This is a genomic window from Flavobacterium sp. FlaQc-52 (assembly GCF_044007495.1).
In the GTDB taxonomy this organism is placed as follows: Bacteria; Bacteroidota; Bacteroidia; order Flavobacteriales; family Flavobacteriaceae; genus Flavobacterium; species Flavobacterium cupriresistens.
Genome location: NZ_JBIPCV010000009.1, coordinates 16,791 through 36,177, shown reverse-complemented (window position 1 = coordinate 36,177; position 19,387 = coordinate 16,791). Strand labels below are relative to the sequence as shown.

The window sequence follows — 19,387 nt, the reverse complement described above, 5'->3', positions numbered from 1 at the left end:
GAAACCAGTACTTATTCTTTCTCTTTTTTTGAAGCCAAATTTACCGGCATGCTTATTACGTTTAAGTCCCTTTGCGGGAACGGAATTGAAATATTGTTTTCTGCAAACAGATCATTTATTCGGAACCTAATTTCGCTTTGAATCCCCGGCGTCTGCATACCATGAATAACATAAAAGTGAACTGAGAAGTTTAGCGAAGAATCTGCAAAGTCATCAAAAGTAACTTTAACCGTTCCTCCTTTGACAATTCCTTCAACTGAATCTACTGCCTGATGCAATAATTTTTCAACTAAACGAACATCGCTTCCATACGCTACTCCAACGCAAACACTTTCCCGGTTACTCGAATTATTCTGAGTCCAATTAAAAAGTGTGTCGTCCATAAATTTATGATTCGGAATGATCATCACACGATCATTTCTGGTCACAACAATGGTGGTTCTTAATTTGATCTCTTGTACCAATCCAACACGACCATCGACTTCAATGATATCACCAACATGCAAAGACTGATCCAAAATGATTAGAACTCCCGAAATAATATCCTGAAAAAATGTTTGTAACGCAAATCCCAAACCTACAAACAAGGCAGCAGAGGCGGTTAAAAACACATTGACATTTACTCCGGTTGCGTTTAGCATTAATACAATTACAAAAAGGTAAACGATATACTTAACGACCTGAAAAACACTATTGAACTTCTTTTTGTCTGCGACAGGAAGTTTTTTACTAAACAACTTCTGAATTAACTTTAATACTATTGATGTTGCCGTTATAGCAAGAAAAAGCAGCATTAAATCAAGTAGCGAGATTTTTACATTTTCGCCATTAATAAAATTGTAATTAATAAATTCAATAATATCCTTCCACATAATTTTTAATATTTAAGCCATTTGTACAACTCTTTCCAGGTTGGTTTCTTTCCGTACATTAAAATACCGACACGATAAATTTTTGCAGCGAACCAAACGACAAGCAAAAAGGTCGCAAACAATAAAGATACTGAAATTGCAATTTGCCACCAAGGCACACCAAACGGAAGTCGCATTAACATTACAATCGGTGATGTTAACGGAATCATCGAAAACACCACTGCAATAGTTCCATGCGGATCATTCACAACGGTAAAAAATCCGATATAAACACTCAGAATTAGAGGCATAATAATTGGCAATAGGAATTGTTGTGAATCGGTTTGATTATCAACAGCAGCCCCAATCGCGGCATAAAATGAACTATATAAAAAATACCCTCCAATAAAATAAATAACAAAACCAATTACAATACTGGCAATAGGCAAATTCCATAATTCGGCAATGTACATTTGTGCTGTTCCTGAAAATTCCTGTTGTGCAGACTGCATTACTTCGGGAGGAATTCTTCCTTCGGGTCCTACATTCACGCCAAAAAAAGCAGAAGCGACAAACATTAATCCGAGACCAATGACGACCCAGATCAAAAACTGTAACAATCCTGCAAGTGAGGTCCCGACAATTTTACCGATCATCAACTGAAAAGGTTTCACCGACGAAATAATGATTTCAATAATACGATTCGTTTTTTCTTCGATCACGCTGCGCATTACCATATTGCCATAAATGATAATAAACATCATAATCAAATAACCAAATCCGCCACCGATTACAATTTTCATCCAATTCAACCCTTTGAATCTCTTTTCACCCTTTGTATTTTTCAAAACCACATCTACTTTAGATTGTGCTTTTTTAATTTGCAAAGTATCTATGTTTGCTTTTTGCAGGTTGAATGCGGTAAGCTTTTTCTCTACTAAATTTTGTACATCTTTTATGAAAGGTCCCGGAAGACTTTCGCCCGAGATCAATTCTACTTTACTTTCCAGATCTTTTAAATTACCGGTTTTAGGGATCACAATTAAACCACTAAAATTTTCATTGGTAATACTATCCTTTAAACTCTTAACACTTAGCTCCGATAAATTCAGGTAATGGTATTCGGCCTCTTTTTTATTCTCTTTCAGAAAATCGTCTGCAAACAAACCCGTTTCATCATGAATTGCAATACGTTTTGTATCTGCTTTCATTGAAGCTAAATAACCAATAAATACGGTAATGGCAACAAACAACAACGGACTCAAAAATGTCATGACAACAAAAGACTTGTTACGAACTTTTGCTATAAATTCTCTTTTTATAATTAATGATATAATGCTCATTTTTTATTTTAGATTTTAGATTGCTGACTTTAGATTTTCAGATCTTAGGTTTTCACTCTAAAATCTAAAATCCAAAATCTAGTTTTTGTTTTCCGTTACGGTTTTAATAAAAATATCATTGATACTTGGAATCTTTTCTACAAAATGGGTGACTTGTCCACGCTGTGTCAAAAGATGCAATAGTTCGTTTGGAGTCGCATTTCCGATTTGGATCTCTAACTTCAGATCTTCATTTAAGGATTTAAATTGCGCCGGGGCAACGGTAAACTTCTGTGTAATATCATACATCAGACCTTCTACATTATCGCTCAGGATACCCACTTCAAAACTATTGGTTCTAAACTGGCGTTTTACATCGCTAACCTTTCCTTCGATTAATTTATTTGATTTATGAATCAGCGCAATATGGTCGCAAAGTTCTTCTACACTTTCCATACGATGCGTAGAGAAAATAATTGTTGCGCCTTGCTCTTTTAATGCCAAAATTTCATCTTTTATGACATTGGCGTTTACAGGGTCAAAACCTGAAAAAGGTTCATCAAAAATCAGTAATTTAGGCTTATGCAAGACACAAACTACAAACTGTATTTTCTGTGCCATTCCTTTAGAAAGTTCCTGAATTTTCTTGTTCCACCAACCTTGAATTCCCAGACGGTCAAACCAGTATTCTAACTGTTGTTTGGCTTCGGCCTTAGAAAGACCTTTCATTTGTGCCAGATACAAACATTGCTCGCCTACTTTCATTGAAGTATACAAACCTCTTTCTTCGGGTAAATACCCTATTGTTTGTACATGTTTGGGTTGTAATTTCTCTCCGTCCAGAATTATTTCACCGCTATCGGGCAAAGTAATCTGGTTTATAATACGAATTAGAGATGTTTTTCCGGCTCCATTGGGACCTAATAGTCCATAAATACTACCTTTTGGTACATTTAATGAAACTTCGTTAAGCGCTACATAATCACCGTATTGTTTTACGACTTTATGTACTTCGAGTAAGTTGCTCATGCTGTTATTAGAATTTTCTGCGTCAGTTTGATCATTGTGCTATCACGGGGTTGTAAAAGTAAATAATTCGAAGCGAATCTGCGTTACAATACGCAAAAAACCCATCCTAATGTTTCTATTAGAATGGGTTTTAGTATTTATTTCAATTTTTTAAAAAGAGTTTGCGCTATGAAAACATATCTTTCACTTTCTCAAAAAATGATTTTTCTGACTTTTCAGGACTTGGAATAAAATGATCGTCGTTTAACGCATTTTCAAAAAATTGTTTTTGCTCTTTATTTAACGTTTTTGGTGTCCAAACATTAACGTGCACTAACAAATCTCCGCTTCCGTAACCATTTATACTTGGAATTCCTTTTCCTTTTAATCTTAAGATTTTTCCGGATTGAATACCTTCTTCTAATTTGATACGAACTTTTCCGTTGATAGCTTCGATATCCTTAGAAATTCCTAAAACGGCTTCCGGAAAACTGATATATAAATCAAAATGAATATTCTCTCCTTCGCGTTTCAAAAACTCGTGTTCTAACTCTTCGATAGCAACAATCAAATCACCAGGAATACTATTTCCCGGAGCATCATTTCCTTTTCCGGAAACTTTAAGCTGCATCCCGTCAACAACACCGGCTGGAATTTTGATTGATACGGTTTCGTCTTCCAAAACCATTCCTTGAGAATCTGCTTCAGAAGGTTTTTTATCTAAAATTTGTCCGGAACCACCACAAGCAGGACAAGTAGATGCTGATTGCATTCTTCCTAAAATAGTGTTGGTAACACGCATCACCTGACCTTGACCGTTACAAGTCGTACAGGTTTTGTAGGTAGCTCCTTTGGCTTGAACTTTACGTTTTACTTTTACTTTTTTCTCTACTCCATTGGCAATCTCTTCTAAAGTCAATTTAACTTTAATTCTAAGATTACTTCCTTTTGAGCGACGAGGGCCTCCGCCTCCGCCACCACCGAATCCACCAAATCCGCCACCAAAAATATCACCAAACTGACTGAAAATGTCATCCATATTCATCCCGCCATGGCCACCACCGCCAAATCCGCCGGAACCATCAAATGCCTGGTGTCCGTATTGATCGTATTTCGCTTTTTTGCTCGGATCACTTAAAACTTCATAAGCTTCTGCTGCCAATTTGAAGTTTTCTTCTGCCTCTTTGTCGCCCGGGTTTTTATCCGGGTGGTATTTTAGTGCACTTTTTCGGTACGCTTTTTTAATTTCAGCAGCATCGGCACCTTTTGAAATGCCAAGTATTTCGTAAAAATCTTTTTTCATAATCTAAGTTAAATTCCAAATCTTAAACTCTAAATCCCAATGCTTAAAAAATTGACTTTCAGAATTTTATTTGCATTTTAGTTACCGATAACTACTTTAGGGAAACGGATAATTTTGTCTCCTAATTTGTATCCTTTTTCTATAACATCAACAATTTTACCCTTCATTTTATCAGAAGGTGCAGGAATTTGAGTAATTGCTTCAGCAAAATCGGCATCAAAAGCATCACCTGCTCTAACTTCAACCTGCTCTAAACCTTTACCTACTAAAGTGCTTTTTAGTTTTTCATGAATTAACTCCACTCCTTTTGTCAAAGTTTCATCTTCAGATTTGTTAATTTCTACAATTGCTCTGTCAAAATCATCTAAAACAGGAAGCATTGCTAACAAAACCTCTTGATTTGCCGATTTAAATAAATCGATACGCTCTTTTGAAGTTCTTCTTTTGTAATTTTCGAATTCGGCAAATAATCTCAGAAACTTATCTTTTTCTTTTGCCAAGTCTTGAGCTAATTGCTCTTCAACACTTAATTCTTCAACAATTAACTGCTCACCGTTGGCATTGTTCTCTAACGTTACATCATCTAATTCCTGATCGAATTCTGTATTTTCCGTAGTCATATTACTATTATTTTTAAAAATATTTTTAAACTTCATTTTTTATTCTTTCTGTTGGACTGCAAAAGTACTGCCAAATCTTCTAAAATGTCAAATTGTCACTTTGTCAAGAATAGTAGCAGTCCCTCAAAGAAGTAGTCCTCAAAATACATTCACAAAAACAAAGGGCAACATACAGCTACAAACAACTACATATCAACAAATTAACAACCAAGTAATTTATAACTCACCTCCTGACTTGTTAAACTGCTAAAAAAACAAATAAAAAGTAAGAATATTACTATATTTGCAATATACTATAACGTAAACAAATCTGATTTTGCAAAACTTTTATATCGTAACGTAATACTAAAATAAAATGATTAAACTTTATAAAACAATCCAAAACCAACTCCATTATTGGGAGATCTGGCAAGTGGATGAAAAAACAGCCATCGTCTATTGGGGTATTGTTGGGAAATTGGGGCAATACAAAGAAATTAAAAGCGGTATTTTTATCAATTTGCCAAGAACGCTTAAAAACAGAATTAACGCAAAACGAAAAGAAGGATATACAGAGCTTGATGAAAAGCAATTTCTATATCTGGAGATTGCATATAAAAATCAAACTTTCGAGAAAGAAAACGACTTAGAAAAACGATACAATCTTGAAGAACGAATCAGTCATATACTCGAATTAAGAAGTCTTGGTCATTGCAACAGCATTGCTACCAAATGTGATAGCTTAGAAATTGGGTGTATCGTTACCGATTATAATCTTGCAAAAAAAGTAATTGACGAGGAATTAAAAAATATCGAATTTGGTGACTTTACCATAATTTACAAACACTCCTGCAAATCCAACCTGACCAAAATGCTTTTGCGCACCCAACAGAATTGATTACCTTCAAAAACAATTAATTGCACTTTAAAAAAAGTAGTCAATCGTTCGTTTTTCACTTTAAAAATTTAGTATAATTTTAAGACTATTACGTTTTAGTATATGGTATATTTGAGCATCAAACAAATACAAAAGTATTACCAAATTAAAATTGAATTTAAGGGTTTAGCCTCGGCTTTATAAATAATTATTAATTCAAGTTTACCTTATATTAAAAAAAAGCTTCGTCTACATTCAGACGAAGCTTTTTTTATACTTTTTTCTTTCGAAAACCTCTCAAAAAATAATCAATAACTATTTTATGTTGAATATGGTTTTATTGCACGGGCGGAGGGATTCGAACCCCCATCAACGGTTTTGGAGACCGCTATTCTACCCTTGAACTACGCCCGTAACTTAGTGCCGCAAATTAAAAGGTTTTTTTCTGTTCCTGCAATTATTTTAGGCAGTTTTAGAAAGATTTTAGCTGATTTTTTTAATTAAAAATTAATCCAAATCCACTAAAATTCGCTAAAGTCATGTGACACAAAACCTTACCAAATTATTCCTTAAAGCAATGCTTCTTTCAATCCTTCGAAATCAACAGAAATTTGTTCACCACTTACTAAATTTTTAAGCGAATAAGAATTGGAAGCTATTTCCTGCTCGCCTGCGATTACGGCAAAAGGAATTAATCGTTTATCTGCGTATTGAAATTGTTTACCCACTTTTACATTATCAGGATAAAGTTCCACCTTTATATTTTCTTTTCTTAATTTCTGAATAGCTTGTGAAGCATATAACGCCTCTGTATCTCCATAATTTATGAATATCGCTTTGGTAGTTGCTGCAACGGTTTCAGGAAACAACTGAAGCTCTTCGAGAACCAGATAAATTCGGTCTAATCCAAAAGAGATTCCAACTCCACTCATATTTTTCAAACCAAAAATACCCGTTAAGTCATCGTATCTTCCACCACCACCGATAGAACCCATCGCAACTGTTTTTGGCGCTGCTACTTCAAAAATCGCTCCTGTATAATAATTCAAACCACGCGCTAAAGTCACATCAAGATCTAAGGTTGCTGTTGACAAACCTAAAGTAGCTACATTATCACAAATAAAACGCAACTCTTCTACTCCTTTCATCCCTTCCTCAGACGAAGTCAATAAACTAGAAAGCTGAGCGATTTTATCTGCAAAAGTTCCTGTAAAACCAAAAAGCGGTTGTACTTTAACTAAAGCTTCTTCAGAAATTCCTTTTTCGATCATTTCTTTTTTTACACCTTCTTCACCGATTTTATCCAATTTATCCAAGGCAACCGTAAAATCAATCAATTTATCCGAAGCACCGATTACTTCTGCAATTCCGGATAAAATTTTTCTGTTATTGATTTTAATGGTTACACCTTCTAAACCTAAAGCTGTAAAAACAGTATCATACAATTGAACCAATTCTACTTCCTGCCACAATGATTTTGAACCTACAACATCGGCATCACATTGGAAAAACTCCCTGAAACGCCCTTTTTGTGGATTATCTGCTCTCCAAACCGGTTGAATTTGATATCTTTTGAAAGGGAATTCAATTTCGTTTTGGTGTTGTACCACGTATCTGGCAAACGGAACGGTTAAATCGTAACGCAATGCTTTTTCTGAAATCGTTCCGGTAAATTTATTCAACTGAATTCTTTGATTCGTATCAATTGTTTCAGCAGAATTTATTTGCAACTCTGCTATCGCTTCCGGCAATTCGATTTTGTTCTTTTTATTGTAGAAAAAATTACCTGAATTCAATATCTTAAAAATCAAACGATCTCCTTCTTCTCCATATTTCCCCATTAAGGTTTCAGAATTTTCAAACGAAGGTGTTTCAATAGGCTGAAAACCAAATTTCTCAAAATTACTTTTTATGGTTTGAATAATATATTGACGTTTTGACACCTCTGCAGGTGAAAAATCTCTCGTTCCTTTTGGTATACTTGGTTTAGAAGCCATCTTTAATATTTTAGATTGTCGATTCTAGATTTTAGATTTTCTTTGAAACCTATAAATTAAAAATCTTTAAGTTAATTTATTCCTGATTTTAGAATTTTATTCAAGTCTTAAATCGTTTGCAAATATCTTATTTTTTAAAATAAATAATGCCCGATCGAAAACAAACTTGTAACAAAAAACGTATTTTCGTGACAAATTGGTCATGATGCTAAAATTATTCAGAGAAAATATTCGAATTGCGTTTGGTTCTATCAAAACACAATTACTCCGTACTATTCTTACCGTATTAATTATTGCTATTGGAATTACGGCTTTGGTTGGAATTCTTACCGTTGTAACGGCATTAGAAAATACCATTTCTACCAATTTTGCGTCTATGGGCGCTAATACTTTCAACATTAATCAGTACGAGAATAATCTTAAAAACAGAGGTGGGAATGAGCGTGAAATCGTAAATCCGATCATCTCTTACCCGGAAGCAGTCGCTTTTAAAAACAAATACAAATATCCTTTTACCGAGACTTCGCTTTCGTTTACAGCGACTTCAAAAGCGGAAGTAAAATACTTAGACCAAAAAACCGATCCGGAAATTACAATCCTTGGTGTCGACGAACACTTTATAACCAACTCAGGTTTAGAGGTAAGTTCAGGTCGTAGTTTTAATCAGTTTGACATTGACAACAATACCTATTCTTGTGTTGTAGGATCCGATTTTGAGAAAGGGCTTTTAAAAGATGTGAATCCAATTGATAAAATAATCTCAATACGAGGTGCCCGATTTAAAGTTATCGGCGTTTTAAAAGAAAAAGGATCAACGTTTGGGAACAGTCAGGATTTAAGGGTTTTAATCCCAATTCAGGTGGCACGTTCCTTATTTACCGCTCCTAACATTAATTACACCATAAGCGCCATGGTTTCAAAGAAAGAATTTTTGGACGAGGCTGTTGATAATGCCACCAGTACGATGCGAAGAGTACGAAAATTAAGTCCCGTTCGCGATTCCAATTTTGGTATCGGCCGAAGTGACGACTTAATCAACCGAATTTTAAGTATTACGGTCTACTTGCGCTGGGCTTCCGTGATTATAAGTGTCATCACCATATTAGGTTCTTCAATTGCCTTAATGAACATCATGATTGTCTCGGTTACGGAACGTACTCGAGAAATCGGGGTTCGAAAAGCATTGGGAGCAAAAAAATCAACGATTGCCGTTCAGTTTTTTATCGAAACTTTATTGATTGGACAAATTGGCGGTTTAGTTGGGATTATATGGGGAATACTGTTGGGTTATGGTATCGCCACCGCCATGGATTTTGTTTTTGTTATTCCGTGGGTAGCGATTATTGCCGCTTTTATAACCAGTTTCCTTGTTGCATTGGCCTCTGGTTTGTACCCTGCTATAAAAGCTTCTAAACTAGATCCTATCGAAGCTTTGAGATACGAATAGTTCTTAGTTTTCAGTCGCAGTCGCAGTTTACAGTAAAACTGAGATCGAAAACTGAGACTGAGACTGAAAACTGAGACTGAGACTAAAAAGAACCTCTCAACATCCTGTCATTATCATAAATATCCTTACGTAATTCGATGTTTTTAAATTCCATTTCTTCAAGTAAATCAATCATTTCCTTGCCCAGGTATTGATTAATTTCAAAATACAACTGTCCATTTTTGAATAGATTATCCTGAGCCAGAGTAGCAATTTTTTTGTAAAAAATCAAGGCATCATGATCTTCGACAAAAAGCGCTAAATGCGGCTCATAGTCCAATACATTTTTTTTGATTTCTTCTTTTTCCAGATGGCGAACATAAGGCGGATTCGAAACTATGATATCAAAATCATAAGGCAGCTCCTCTAATTCCAGCACATCATTTAGTAAAAAAGTAACTTCTACTTTATTATTTATCGCATTTCGTTTCGCTGTCTCCAATGCTTTTTTCGACACATCAATGGCATAAACCTTTGCGTTTGGTAAATTCTTAGCCAATGAAACCGCGATGCAGCCGCTTCCTGTACCGATATCTAAAATTTTTAAAGTCTTAGTTTTATCCGTTTTTGCGTTTTCTTTTACAATCCATTCTACCAGCTCTTCGGTTTCCGGTCTCGGAATCAGAACATTCTCATTGACTTCAAAATCCAAACCGTAAAAATTCGTTTTCCCTAGTAAATACTGAATCGGAACTTCTTTTTTTAACTCCTGCAAAATGACATCCCAAAACGCAAAATCAGATGGATTAAAAACCAATTCATGATTTAAAGCCAAATCAATTTGTCGTAGTTTATGTTTGTTTTCTAAAATTAAATAGAAAAAACTTTCTGCTTCATAAGCATCATAAAAAGATGACAGCTCTTGTATAAATTGGGTACGGTATTGTTTGATTTTCATTTTGGGTATTTGAGCATTAATTTTCGATTAAAACCGGCAGCATTTCAGGATAATAAGTAATGAAAAGTAAAATATGTTACAATTCGCTTCGTAAATCTTTCAACATCCAAACAGGGCAAGAACTGTGCCCAGTATTTCCCATCGGAGCATCGAGATACTCAAAACCCGCTTTTTTATATAATTTTTGGGCCGCATGCATAAAAGGCATTGTTTCGATATAACATTTTTCAAAACCAAAATCCCGTGCTTGTTGCAAACACATCTCCATCATTTCGCTGCCAATTCCCAAACCTCTTGTTTCAGGCAAAAAGTACATTTTTTGTAATTCGCAAATTTTAGAATCCCCATTCTCTAAAGGCGCAATTCCGGCACAACCCAAAACTTTACCCTCAGATTCAACTACAAAATAAGCCGATTTTGGTTTTTGATATTCTTCAAACATCAAATCTAAATAAGGATCCTCATAAGCAGTTCCAACTTTTGGAATTTCCATTTCATCAAAAACGGATCGTATTAATTTTGCAACTTCTTGATTGTCTTGTTTTTGAATTATTCTAATACTCCAATTTTCCATTTTACTTTATTCAGCTTATAATTACAAAAGTAAAAATAGTTTTCCGATAGTTTTCTTAACGAAATCGTAAACTGAAAAATAACTACTTTTGTAGTGTGAATATACAGGAGAAATATATCAAACGTTGCATCGAATTGGCCAAAAATGGTCTGGGAACGACTTATCCGAACCCAATGGTAGGAAGCGTGATTGTTTACCAAGACCGGATTATTGGTGAAGGCTGGCACAAAAAAGCAGGAGAACCGCATGCAGAAGTAAATGCGATTCGATCCGTAAAAGACAAATCGTTATTAAAAAAAGCTACCATTTATGTAAGCTTGGAACCTTGTAGTCATTTTGGTAAAACACCACCCTGCTGCGATTTAATTATAGAACATAAAATTCCAAATGTAGTAGTAGGCACTGTCGATCCAAATGAAAAAGTCGCCGGAAGAGGAATCAAAAAAATAATCGAATCGGGCGCTACTGTTATTGTAGGCGTTTTAGAAGACGAATGCAATGAACTCAACAAACGTTTTTTTACTTTTCACCAAAAGCAAAGACCTTATATTATTCTGAAATGGGCAGAAAGTCAGGATGGCTTTTTGGCACCAGAAAAAGAAAACAACCCAAGCAGAAAACCTGTTTGGATCACCAATGCTTATTCGAGACAATTGGTTCACAAATGGCGCAGTGAAGAACAAGCTATCCTTGTGGGAACACAAACTGTGGTAGATGATAATCCAAAATTAAACGTTCGGGACTGGAGCGGAAATAATCCGACAAGAGTTGTTTTAGATCAGCACAATCGAATCGAAAAAGACAGTTTTATTTTCGACGATAGTGTTAAAACGATCGTATTAACAGGCTCAAAAATTGCCAGCGAAAAAGAAAACACTACCTTTGAAGTAATTGATTTTAATCAAAATATAATACCACAACTCTTAACGATTTTGTATCAAAACCAGATACAATCTATTATAATTGAAGGTGGACTACAGACGTTACAAACTTTTATTGATCAGAATATCTGGGACGAAGCTTGTATTTTTATCGGAAAATCTACTTTCGAAAAAGGAATAAAGGCACCGACAATAACACGAAATAAAACAGCTACAACGCACCTTATAACTGATGAATTAATACACATTAGAAATCATGATTGATACTATAATTTTTGACTTCGGAGACATTTTTATCAATTTAGATAAACAAGCTACCATTTCTAAATTGCAGCAATTAGGCATGACAGAATGGAGTTCTGAATTGGATCGTTTAAACCTGTTGTTTGAAACCGGTGATATTTCACCCGAGGAATTTATTGGTGGTTTTCAAAAAGAACTTCCAAACGCATCAAAAGAAGAAATTCTTGAGGCATGGAATGCTATTTTGGCAGATTTCCCTTTGTATCGTTTAGAGTTTCTGCAGATGCTTTCCAACAGATACCGTTTGTTTTTATTGAGCAATACCGATTCTATTCATATTGAAACTTTCGAAAACAAAAGCGGCATTTCCTTTTACAGCGATTTCTATCAATGTTTTGAAAAAGTTTATTTTTCATTTGAAATTGGAATGCGCAAACCCAATGCAGATGTTTTTCAATACCTGATCAACAAACACGAGCTGTCTCCCAAACGCACCTTATTTATAGACGACAAAAAAGAAAACACAGACGGTGCTGCTTCTTTGGGCTTTAATATATGGAATTTACAAGTTGGACAGGAAGACGTAGTTGATTTGTTTGAAAAAAACATACTTTAATTTTTTTACATTTCACCTCTCACTTTTAACTTCTCACTTTTAACTTCTCACTACTAACTCTTGGACTACAACGACACCTATCAAACCATTGCCTTTGAATCAGAAGAGATTTTATTAAAAGAAAAAGGCAGCAAATTCTTTGGTTATGCTTTCCCTATCGAAAACGAAGAAGAAGTAAAACCCATCATTGAGACTTTAAAAAAACAACATCCTCATGCGGTTCATTTTTGTTACGCCTATCAATTAGGTACCGCGCCCAACATTAGCTATCGCGCCAATGACGACGGAGAGCCGAGCAATACAGCCGGCGCACCTATATACGGACAAATACAATCTTTTGGTGTAACAAACGTTCTTATAGTCGTAGTTCGAATTTTTGGCGGTGTCAAACTGGGAGTCGGCGGATTGATTGCTGCTTATAGAACAACAGCCCAAATGACACTTGAAAGTTGTGAGATCATCGAAAAAACGATCGACGTGCATTTTTTAATCTCTTTTGATTACAAAAACATGAATAAAGTGATGCGGGTTATCAAAGAAAAAAAACTGGATATCGTTTCTCAGGAAATGGAAATGGATGAAGATTCGGGACTGCCAATTGGCAAAATTGAGACCAAAACGAGAAAAAAAAATGCCGAAATAATATTCGACATTTTTGATTTAATGTTTGAAATCGATATTAAAACTTTATAAATTCTAATAAAAATACCCCTCATTTTAACAATTATACCAGAGTTTCAAACAACTCTAAAATGTATTTTGGAGGAGCTGTCGGGCGACCTGTTTTTAACGAAATAAATACCAAAATAAACACTGCAGTTGTTAATAACTCATTTGCTTCATTGTAGATCTCGCAATCGAATTCGATCTTTACAGAGGATTGACTTTTGAACTTGGTATGGATGGTTAACAGCTCATCATAGCGTGCCGATTTTTTATAATTTATTTGCATCGAAACAATCGGCAATCCAATACCGCTTTCTTCCATGCTTTTATACGAAACCCCTTTATCTCTAAGCCATTCCACGCGTCCTATCTCAAAATAAGGAACATAATTTCCGTGGTAAACGACCCCCATTTGGTCGGTTTCAGAGTAACGAACTCGTACTTGAGTTTGATGATTTTTCATTATTTATAGATTAAAAAATTTTAGTTCCTAAAAGCCCCCTTACAACATTTTTTTATAAAATTAGACTTCAAATTATTTTTTTTTAAAGAAATTTGTTCACATATTTGTTATCCCGAAATACGGAATAAAATTGCTCCTTTTTTATTAGGAGAATCTTTATCAATAATATAAAAATTTATTCGAATATATGACTAAAACTGCTCAATCGGTATGGGAAAACTGTTTGTCTTTTATAAAAGACAATATTCAAGACCAGGCGTACAAAACTTGGTTTGAGCCAATCAAATCAGTTGAGCTAACCGACAATGCATTATACATTCAAGTACCGAGTAAATTTTTCTACGAATGGCTAGAAGAACATTACGTTAAATTATTGAAAGTTGCGCTTACCAAAGAACTAGGAAAAAACGCAAAGTTACTGTATAAAATTAAAATGGAAAACACTTATGGTAATAAACAGCCGTTTACTGAACAGCTGCCAAGTGCCAACAGAGTGCCCATGAAACCGCAAGAGGTTGATGCTCCGTTTAAAAACTTAAATCCGGAACTTAAAAATCCATTTGTAATTCCCGGAATCAGAAATTTAAAAATTGAATCGCAATTAAATGCCAACTACAGTTTTGACAATTTTCTTGAAGGGGATTCGAATCGTTTGGCTCGTTCCGCAGGTATGGCTGTTGCCAACAAACCTGGGGGAACTTCCTTTAACCCGCTATTAATCTTTGGTGGTGTTGGTTTAGGAAAAACGCACTTAGCGCATGCGATAGGTGTAGAAGTAAAAGACAAATATCCAGAAAAAACGGTTTTATATATTTCTGCCGAAATTTTCACACAACAATATATTGACTCGGTAAAGAAAAACAATCGTAACGATTTTATTCACTTTTACCAATTGATCGATGTTTTAATTATTGATGACGTTCAGTTTTTATCCGGAAAATCGGGAACTCAGGACGTTTTCTTCCATATTTTTAACTACTTACATCAAAACGGAAAACAGGTAATTTTAACCTCTGACAAAGCGCCTGTTGATATGCAGGATATTGAGCAGCGTTTATTATCCCGTTTTAAATGGGGATTATCTGCAGAATTGCACCAACCGGACTACGAAACCCGTATTTCGATCTTAAAAAATATCTTATACCGTGACGGTGTTGAAATGCCGGAAGACATTATTGAATATGTTGCCCGCAATATCAAATCTAACGTTAGAGAATTAGAAGGTGCTATTATTTCGTTAATCGCTCAATCTTCTTTCAACAAAAAAGAAGTAACAATTGAGTTGGCTAAAAGTGTAGTAGAGAAATTTGTTAAGAACGTAAAAAGAGAAATTTCAATTGATTATATTCAAAAAATTGTCTCTGATTATTTCCAATTAGACATTGAAACACTTCAATCTAAAACCAGAAAGAGGCATGTCGTGCAAGCAAGACAATTGGCCATGTTTTTTGCAAAGAAATTTACCAAAGCTTCTTTAGCAAACATTGGTTCACAAATTGGAGATCGCGATCACGCTACAGTATTGCACGCCTGTAAAACGGTTGACAATTTAGTTTCTACAGACAAACAATTCAAGAAATTTGTCGAAGATATCAACAAAAAACTAACGCTATAAACGCGCATCATGCCAGTAAAGATTCTAATGGTTTGTTTGGGAAATATTTGCAGATCTCCTTTAGCTGAAGGAATTTTAGCTTCCAAATTACCCCAAAATACATTTCTGGTAGATTCTGCAGGAACCGGTTCCTGGCATGTAGGTCATTCACCCGATAAACGTTCGATTGCTGTTGCCAAAAAAAATGGCATCGATATCAATCATCAAAAAGGAAGACAATTTAAAACTTCTGACTTTGATGAATTTGACTATATCTACGTAATGGATATTTCCAATTACGATGATGTACTACTTCTTGCAAAAACAGCCGAACACAAAAACAAAGTACAACTTATTCTGAACGAGTTATTTCCTGACGAAAATGTAGATGTCCCTGACCCTTACTTTGGCGTCTCTAATGGTTTTGACAATGTTTACGAAATGCTGGATGAAGTTACGGACATCATTGCCCAAAAACTTATCGAAAAATATTCATAACTTACCTCCTTTCAATTCGTTTGTAAAATGACAATTGAGAGCTAATTCGTTTTATAAATTTAAAAAAACGCACATGAAACTTCTAGGAAAACTATATTTAATTCCAACCACTATGGGCGAAAGCGATCCGATGGACGTTTTACCGCAAACAGTAAAAAGAAGTATCGAGCTTATAGACCACTACATAGTCGAAAACGACAAAACAGCCCGAAAATCCATAAAAGCAGTTTATCCCGAAAAGAAACAATCCGAATTGGTTCTTTTTACCTTAAACAAACGTACGGAGCCAAACGAACATTTAGACTTTATAAAACCTTTGCTAGAAGGAAAAAACATGGGTTTAATGAGCGAAGCCGGATGTCCCGGTGTTGCTGATCCCGGTGCTGTAATTGTAAAATTAGCACATGAAAAAGGAATCCAGGTTGTTCCTTTAGTAGGACCTTCTTCTATTTTATTGGCTATGATGGCTTCAGGAATGAACGGACAGAGTTTTACTTTCAACGGTTATTTACCTATTGATAAAGACGAAAAAAAATCAGCATTAAAGTACTTTGAAAAATTATCTCAGGATAAAAATCAATCGCAGCTTTTTATCGAAACACCGTACCGAAATAACAAATTGGTCGAGGATATTTTGCAGATCTTAAACCCTGCAACGCATCTTTGTATTGCAACTGATATTACCTTACCAACAGAATTCATTAAAACAATGCGCATTTCAGATTGGAAGAAACTTAAAGTTGACCTTCATAATCGACCGACTATTTTTATCATTCATAAAATGTAAACCAACCAAAAAAACCACCATAAAATGAAGAAATTTCTAATTTTGATTCTGATTTGCACTGTTCAAAGTGTTTTTTCTCAAACGGAAATTATTACCATAGACGAGCCTACAAATAAAATACCGCCACAAGGAGCTGTTCCAAATGACGATAATAGTATTTACAGTACAGCAGGAATAGAGGTAAAGCCGGAATTCCCTGGCGGAATAGCCGTTTTTAATACCTACATGGAGCAAAACTTCCAAATTCCAAATGTAACTCCGGCACTTAAAGGAAGAATTTATGTCACCTTCATAATAGAAAAAGACGGATCTTTAAGCGACATTAAAGTACTAAGAGATTTGGGCCATGAAACGGGTCGCGAAGCTATTCGTGTTCTAAAAAATGCTCCAAAATGGATTCCCGGAAAACAAAACAATAAGTTGGTCAGAGTGCTTTATTCACTCCCAATTCCTATAAATATTCCTGCAAAATAATTTTAGCAAAAAACTATTACTTATCGTACATTTAACTCACAAGTTTCTAACCTCAAAACTTTTTCATGAGTAAATTACCTAATATCACCACCAGTATTTTTACGGTAATGTCAAAAATGGCCGCAGAATACAATGCCATTAATCTCTCGCAGGGATTCCCAAATTTCCCTGTCGACGAAAGATTAACAGACATTTTAGCGAAGTTAACCAAAGAAAATGTACACCAATATACTCCAATGGCAGGTTATCCGCCGTTAATGAGTCAGATTGCTAAATTGGTTAAGAGTTCTTACAACAGAACGATCGATCCTGAAACCGAAATTTTGGTTACGGCTGGTGCAACTCAGGGAATTTTTACCACTATTTTGGCTTTAGTAAAAACCGGCGATGAAGTACTAATTCTGGACCCGAGTTACGATTCTTATGAATCTCCTGTTTTACTTTGCAACGCAAAACCCATCAGAGTTGCCCTAAACGATGATTACACCCCAAACTGGGAACGAATAGAAAAATCCTGCTCTTCAAAAAGCAAGATGATCATCATCAACAATCCGCACAATCCAACAGGAAAAATCCTGAAGGAAGCTGATTTTCTTGAACTCGAAAAAATACTTTCAAAATATCCCGATCTCCTTGTTTTATCTGACGAAGTGTACGAATACATCACTTTCGAAGAAAAACACATTTCGGCACATACCCGACAAGCTTTACTAGATCGTTGTATAATGATTTCTTCTTTCGGAAAATCATTTCATATCACGGGTTGGAAAATTGGCTATACCGTAGCACCGGAATATTTAATGAAAGAAATCAAAAAAGTACATCAGTTTTTGGTTTTCAGTGTCAATAGTATTTCACAAGCCGCCATAAGTCAATATTTAGAAGTTGTCGACGTCAATCTTTTAGGGAAATTCTATCAGGAAAAAAGAGATTATTTTCAAAAACTGTTGCAGAATAGCCGATTTGAATTAAAGCCCTGTGAGGGAACTTACTTTCAGGTTGCTTCTTATGCCGCTATTTCAGAGGAAGATGATGTTACTTTCTGCAAGAAACTCATTACAGATCATGGTGTTGCAGCAATTCCGATATCGACTTTCTACTCCGATCATAAAGACCAGAAATTAATACGCTTTTGTTTTGCCAAAGATGATTTTACTTTAGAATCGGCTGCAAAAAAATTATGTAATATATAAAGTTTATCAAAATTTTATAACAATATTATGCACGCATACTATATATTTGATTAATATTGTAAAAAAAAAAAAATATGAGCTATACAGATAAAATGTTACGAGATGATGCTTTAAAAGGCAAAGTTATCGTAGTTACAGGCGGCGGAAGTGGTTTAGGAAAAGCCATGACCAAATACTTCTTAGAATTAGGAGCTCAGGTGGCGATTACTTCAAGAGATTTAGAAAAACTAAAAAACACGGCTACCGAGCTGGAAGCAGAAACTGGCGGAAAATGTTTGCCTCTTCAATGTGATGTTCGTCACTATGAAGAAGTAGAAAACATGCTTCAGGAGGTTCTGAAAGCTTTCGGAAAAGTAGATGTTCTTTTGAACAATGCGGCCGGGAATTTCATTTCTCCAACAGAAAGATTGTCTGCAAATGCATTTGACACTGTTATAGACATCGTTCTTAAAGGTTCTAAAAACTGTACACTGGCTTTTGGAAAACACTGGATCGACAGCAAACAAAAATCAGCTACGATTTTAAATATCGTGACCACTTATGCCTGGACAGGTTCTGCTTATGTAGTACCTAGTGCAACAGCAAAAGCGGGAGTTTTGGCAATGACACGCAGTCTTGCTGTAGAATGGGCCAAATACGGAATCCGTTCTAACGCCATTGCTCCGGGACCATTCCCAACTAAAGGTGCGTGGGATAGATTATTACCTGGAGATTTAGCTGAAAAATTCGACATGGCTAAAAAAGTACCTTTAAAACGTGTAGGTGATCACCAGGAGTTGGCCAACTTGGCAGCTTATTTGGTTTCAGATTTCTCTGCTTATGTAAATGGTGATGTGATCACAATTGATGGTGGTGAATGGTTGAAAGGTGCCGGACAATTTAACTTATTAGAGGCTATTCCGGAAGAACTTTGGGATCAGCTTGAAATGATGATAAAAGCAAAAAAGAATAAATAATTAATGTGCTTACTAAATTCAGAATATTTTCAAAAGACTATACTGATTGCACTAAATCCCGACGGTAGTAACTGTCGGGATTTTTTTTTATTTTTTTCACC

20 protein-coding genes and 1 tRNA gene are annotated in these 19,387 nt (G+C 35.2%); 11 read left to right on the top strand and 10 right to left on the bottom strand.

What is annotated here, in order from left to right; translation table 11 throughout:
• Positions 1 to 11 precede the first annotated feature (11 nt).
• The 5 genes from ACHRV5_RS15650 to ACHRV5_RS15630 all read right to left on the bottom strand — a co-directional run bounded on the left by ACHRV5_RS15650 (position 12) and on the right by ACHRV5_RS15630 (position 5,140).
• On the bottom strand, positions 12 to 872 hold the full coding sequence (locus ACHRV5_RS15650; protein ID WP_395427369.1) for a mechanosensitive ion channel family protein: 861 nt from the start codon (positions 870 to 872) through the stop codon (positions 12 to 14).
• A gap of 5 nt (positions 873 to 877) precedes the next feature.
• Positions 878 to 2,194 (bottom strand): ABC transporter permease, encoded by a 1,317-nt coding sequence (locus ACHRV5_RS15645; protein WP_395427368.1) that lies wholly within the window; start codon positions 2,192 to 2,194, stop codon positions 878 to 880.
• A gap of 78 nt (positions 2,195 to 2,272) precedes the next feature.
• On the bottom strand, positions 2,273 to 3,202 hold the full coding sequence (locus ACHRV5_RS15640) for an ABC transporter ATP-binding protein (protein WP_395427367.1): 930 nt from the start codon (positions 3,200 to 3,202) through the stop codon (positions 2,273 to 2,275).
• 166 nt (positions 3,203 to 3,368) lie between these two features.
• On the bottom strand, positions 3,369 to 4,484 hold the full coding sequence (gene dnaJ / locus ACHRV5_RS15635; protein WP_047779186.1) for a molecular chaperone DnaJ: 1,116 nt from the start codon (positions 4,482 to 4,484) through the stop codon (positions 3,369 to 3,371).
• Positions 4,485 to 4,561: 77 nt separating this feature from the next.
• The gene (locus ACHRV5_RS15630) at positions 4,562 to 5,140 is read right to left on the bottom strand and encodes a nucleotide exchange factor GrpE (protein ID WP_047779187.1); all 579 of its coding nucleotides are present in this window, start codon (positions 5,138 to 5,140) and stop codon (positions 4,562 to 4,564) included.
• A gap of 319 nt (positions 5,141 to 5,459) precedes the next feature.
• On the opposite strand from ACHRV5_RS15630, the gene ACHRV5_RS15625 reads away from it, so the two are divergent.
• Positions 5,460 to 5,981, top strand: a complete 522-nt coding sequence (locus ACHRV5_RS15625) for a hypothetical protein (RefSeq protein WP_395427366.1) — start codon at positions 5,460 to 5,462, stop codon at positions 5,979 to 5,981.
• A gap of 322 nt (positions 5,982 to 6,303) precedes the next feature.
• Here ACHRV5_RS15625 and ACHRV5_RS15620 read toward each other — a convergent pair.
• Positions 6,304 to 6,374 (bottom strand) — tRNA-Trp (locus ACHRV5_RS15620).
• A 155-nt stretch (positions 6,375 to 6,529) separates the two neighbouring features.
• Positions 6,530 to 7,957, bottom strand: coding sequence for a histidine--tRNA ligase (hisS, locus tag ACHRV5_RS15615; RefSeq protein ID WP_395427365.1), 1,428 nt, complete (start codon positions 7,955 to 7,957; stop codon positions 6,530 to 6,532).
• Between the two features lie 202 nt (positions 7,958 to 8,159).
• Here hisS and ACHRV5_RS15610 point away from each other — a divergent pair, with 202 nt between their 5' ends.
• The gene (locus ACHRV5_RS15610; protein WP_395427364.1) at positions 8,160 to 9,404 is read left to right on the top strand and encodes an ABC transporter permease; all 1,245 of its coding nucleotides are present in this window, start codon (positions 8,160 to 8,162) and stop codon (positions 9,402 to 9,404) included.
• Positions 9,405 to 9,486: 82 nt separating this feature from the next.
• Here ACHRV5_RS15610 and prmC read toward each other — a convergent pair whose 3' ends face one another.
• On the bottom strand, positions 9,487 to 10,341 hold the full coding sequence (gene prmC / locus ACHRV5_RS15605) for a peptide chain release factor N(5)-glutamine methyltransferase (protein ID WP_395427363.1): 855 nt from the start codon (positions 10,339 to 10,341) through the stop codon (positions 9,487 to 9,489).
• 76 nt (positions 10,342 to 10,417) lie between these two features.
• Positions 10,418 to 10,915, bottom strand: coding sequence for a GNAT family N-acetyltransferase (locus tag ACHRV5_RS15600; RefSeq protein ID WP_047779192.1), 498 nt, complete (start codon positions 10,913 to 10,915; stop codon positions 10,418 to 10,420).
• A gap of 95 nt (positions 10,916 to 11,010) precedes the next feature.
• Between ACHRV5_RS15600 and ribD the strand changes: the two genes are divergently transcribed.
• Genes ribD through ACHRV5_RS15585 form a run of 3 tightly spaced genes read left to right on the top strand, consistent with a single transcriptional unit; the run spans position 11,011 to position 13,348 of the window.
• Positions 11,011 to 12,060, top strand: a complete 1,050-nt coding sequence (gene ribD, locus ACHRV5_RS15595; RefSeq protein ID WP_395427362.1) for a bifunctional diaminohydroxyphosphoribosylaminopyrimidine deaminase/5-amino-6-(5-phosphoribosylamino)uracil reductase RibD — start codon at positions 11,011 to 11,013, stop codon at positions 12,058 to 12,060.
• Positions 12,053 to 12,655 carry an HAD family hydrolase gene (locus tag ACHRV5_RS15590; protein ID WP_395427361.1) on the top strand — a complete coding sequence of 201 codons (603 nt, stop codon included), beginning with the start codon at positions 12,053 to 12,055 and terminating at the stop codon, positions 12,653 to 12,655. Before ribD ends, ACHRV5_RS15590 begins: the two co-directional genes overlap by 8 nt.
• A 60-nt stretch (positions 12,656 to 12,715) precedes the next feature.
• The gene (locus ACHRV5_RS15585; protein ID WP_395427360.1) at positions 12,716 to 13,348 is read left to right on the top strand and encodes an IMPACT family protein; all 633 of its coding nucleotides are present in this window, start codon (positions 12,716 to 12,718) and stop codon (positions 13,346 to 13,348) included.
• Positions 13,349 to 13,379: 31 nt separating this feature from the next.
• On the opposite strand, the gene ACHRV5_RS15580 is transcribed toward ACHRV5_RS15585, so the two are convergent.
• Positions 13,380 to 13,784, bottom strand: coding sequence for an acyl-CoA thioesterase (locus ACHRV5_RS15580; RefSeq protein WP_395427359.1), 405 nt, complete (start codon positions 13,782 to 13,784; stop codon positions 13,380 to 13,382).
• 187 nt (positions 13,785 to 13,971) lie between these two features.
• On the opposite strand from ACHRV5_RS15580, the gene dnaA reads away from it, so the two are divergent.
• From dnaA to ACHRV5_RS15550, 6 genes are all read left to right on the top strand, one after another.
• Positions 13,972 to 15,399 (top strand): chromosomal replication initiator protein DnaA, encoded by a 1,428-nt coding sequence (gene dnaA / locus ACHRV5_RS15575; RefSeq protein ID WP_041517015.1) that lies wholly within the window; start codon positions 13,972 to 13,974, stop codon positions 15,397 to 15,399.
• Between the two features lie 9 nt (positions 15,400 to 15,408).
• Complete coding sequence (locus ACHRV5_RS15570; protein ID WP_047779197.1) at positions 15,409 to 15,876, top strand: low molecular weight protein-tyrosine-phosphatase; 468 nt, start codon at positions 15,409 to 15,411, stop codon at positions 15,874 to 15,876.
• Positions 15,877 to 15,949: 73 nt separating this feature from the next.
• Complete coding sequence (locus ACHRV5_RS15565) at positions 15,950 to 16,663, top strand: SAM-dependent methyltransferase (RefSeq protein ID WP_395427358.1); 714 nt, start codon at positions 15,950 to 15,952, stop codon at positions 16,661 to 16,663.
• A gap of 24 nt (positions 16,664 to 16,687) precedes the next feature.
• Entirely contained in the window at positions 16,688 to 17,137 is a 450-nt protein-coding gene (locus ACHRV5_RS15560; protein WP_230003005.1) for an energy transducer TonB, read from the top strand.
• Positions 17,138 to 17,202: 65 nt separating this feature from the next.
• Positions 17,203 to 18,330 carry a methionine aminotransferase gene (locus ACHRV5_RS15555; RefSeq protein WP_047779199.1) on the top strand — a complete coding sequence of 376 codons (1,128 nt, stop codon included), beginning with the start codon at positions 17,203 to 17,205 and terminating at the stop codon, positions 18,328 to 18,330.
• Positions 18,331 to 18,404: 74 nt separating this feature from the next.
• Entirely contained in the window at positions 18,405 to 19,286 is an 882-nt protein-coding gene (locus ACHRV5_RS15550) for an SDR family oxidoreductase (protein WP_047779200.1), read from the top strand.
• Positions 19,287 to 19,387: the final 101 nt, after the last annotated feature.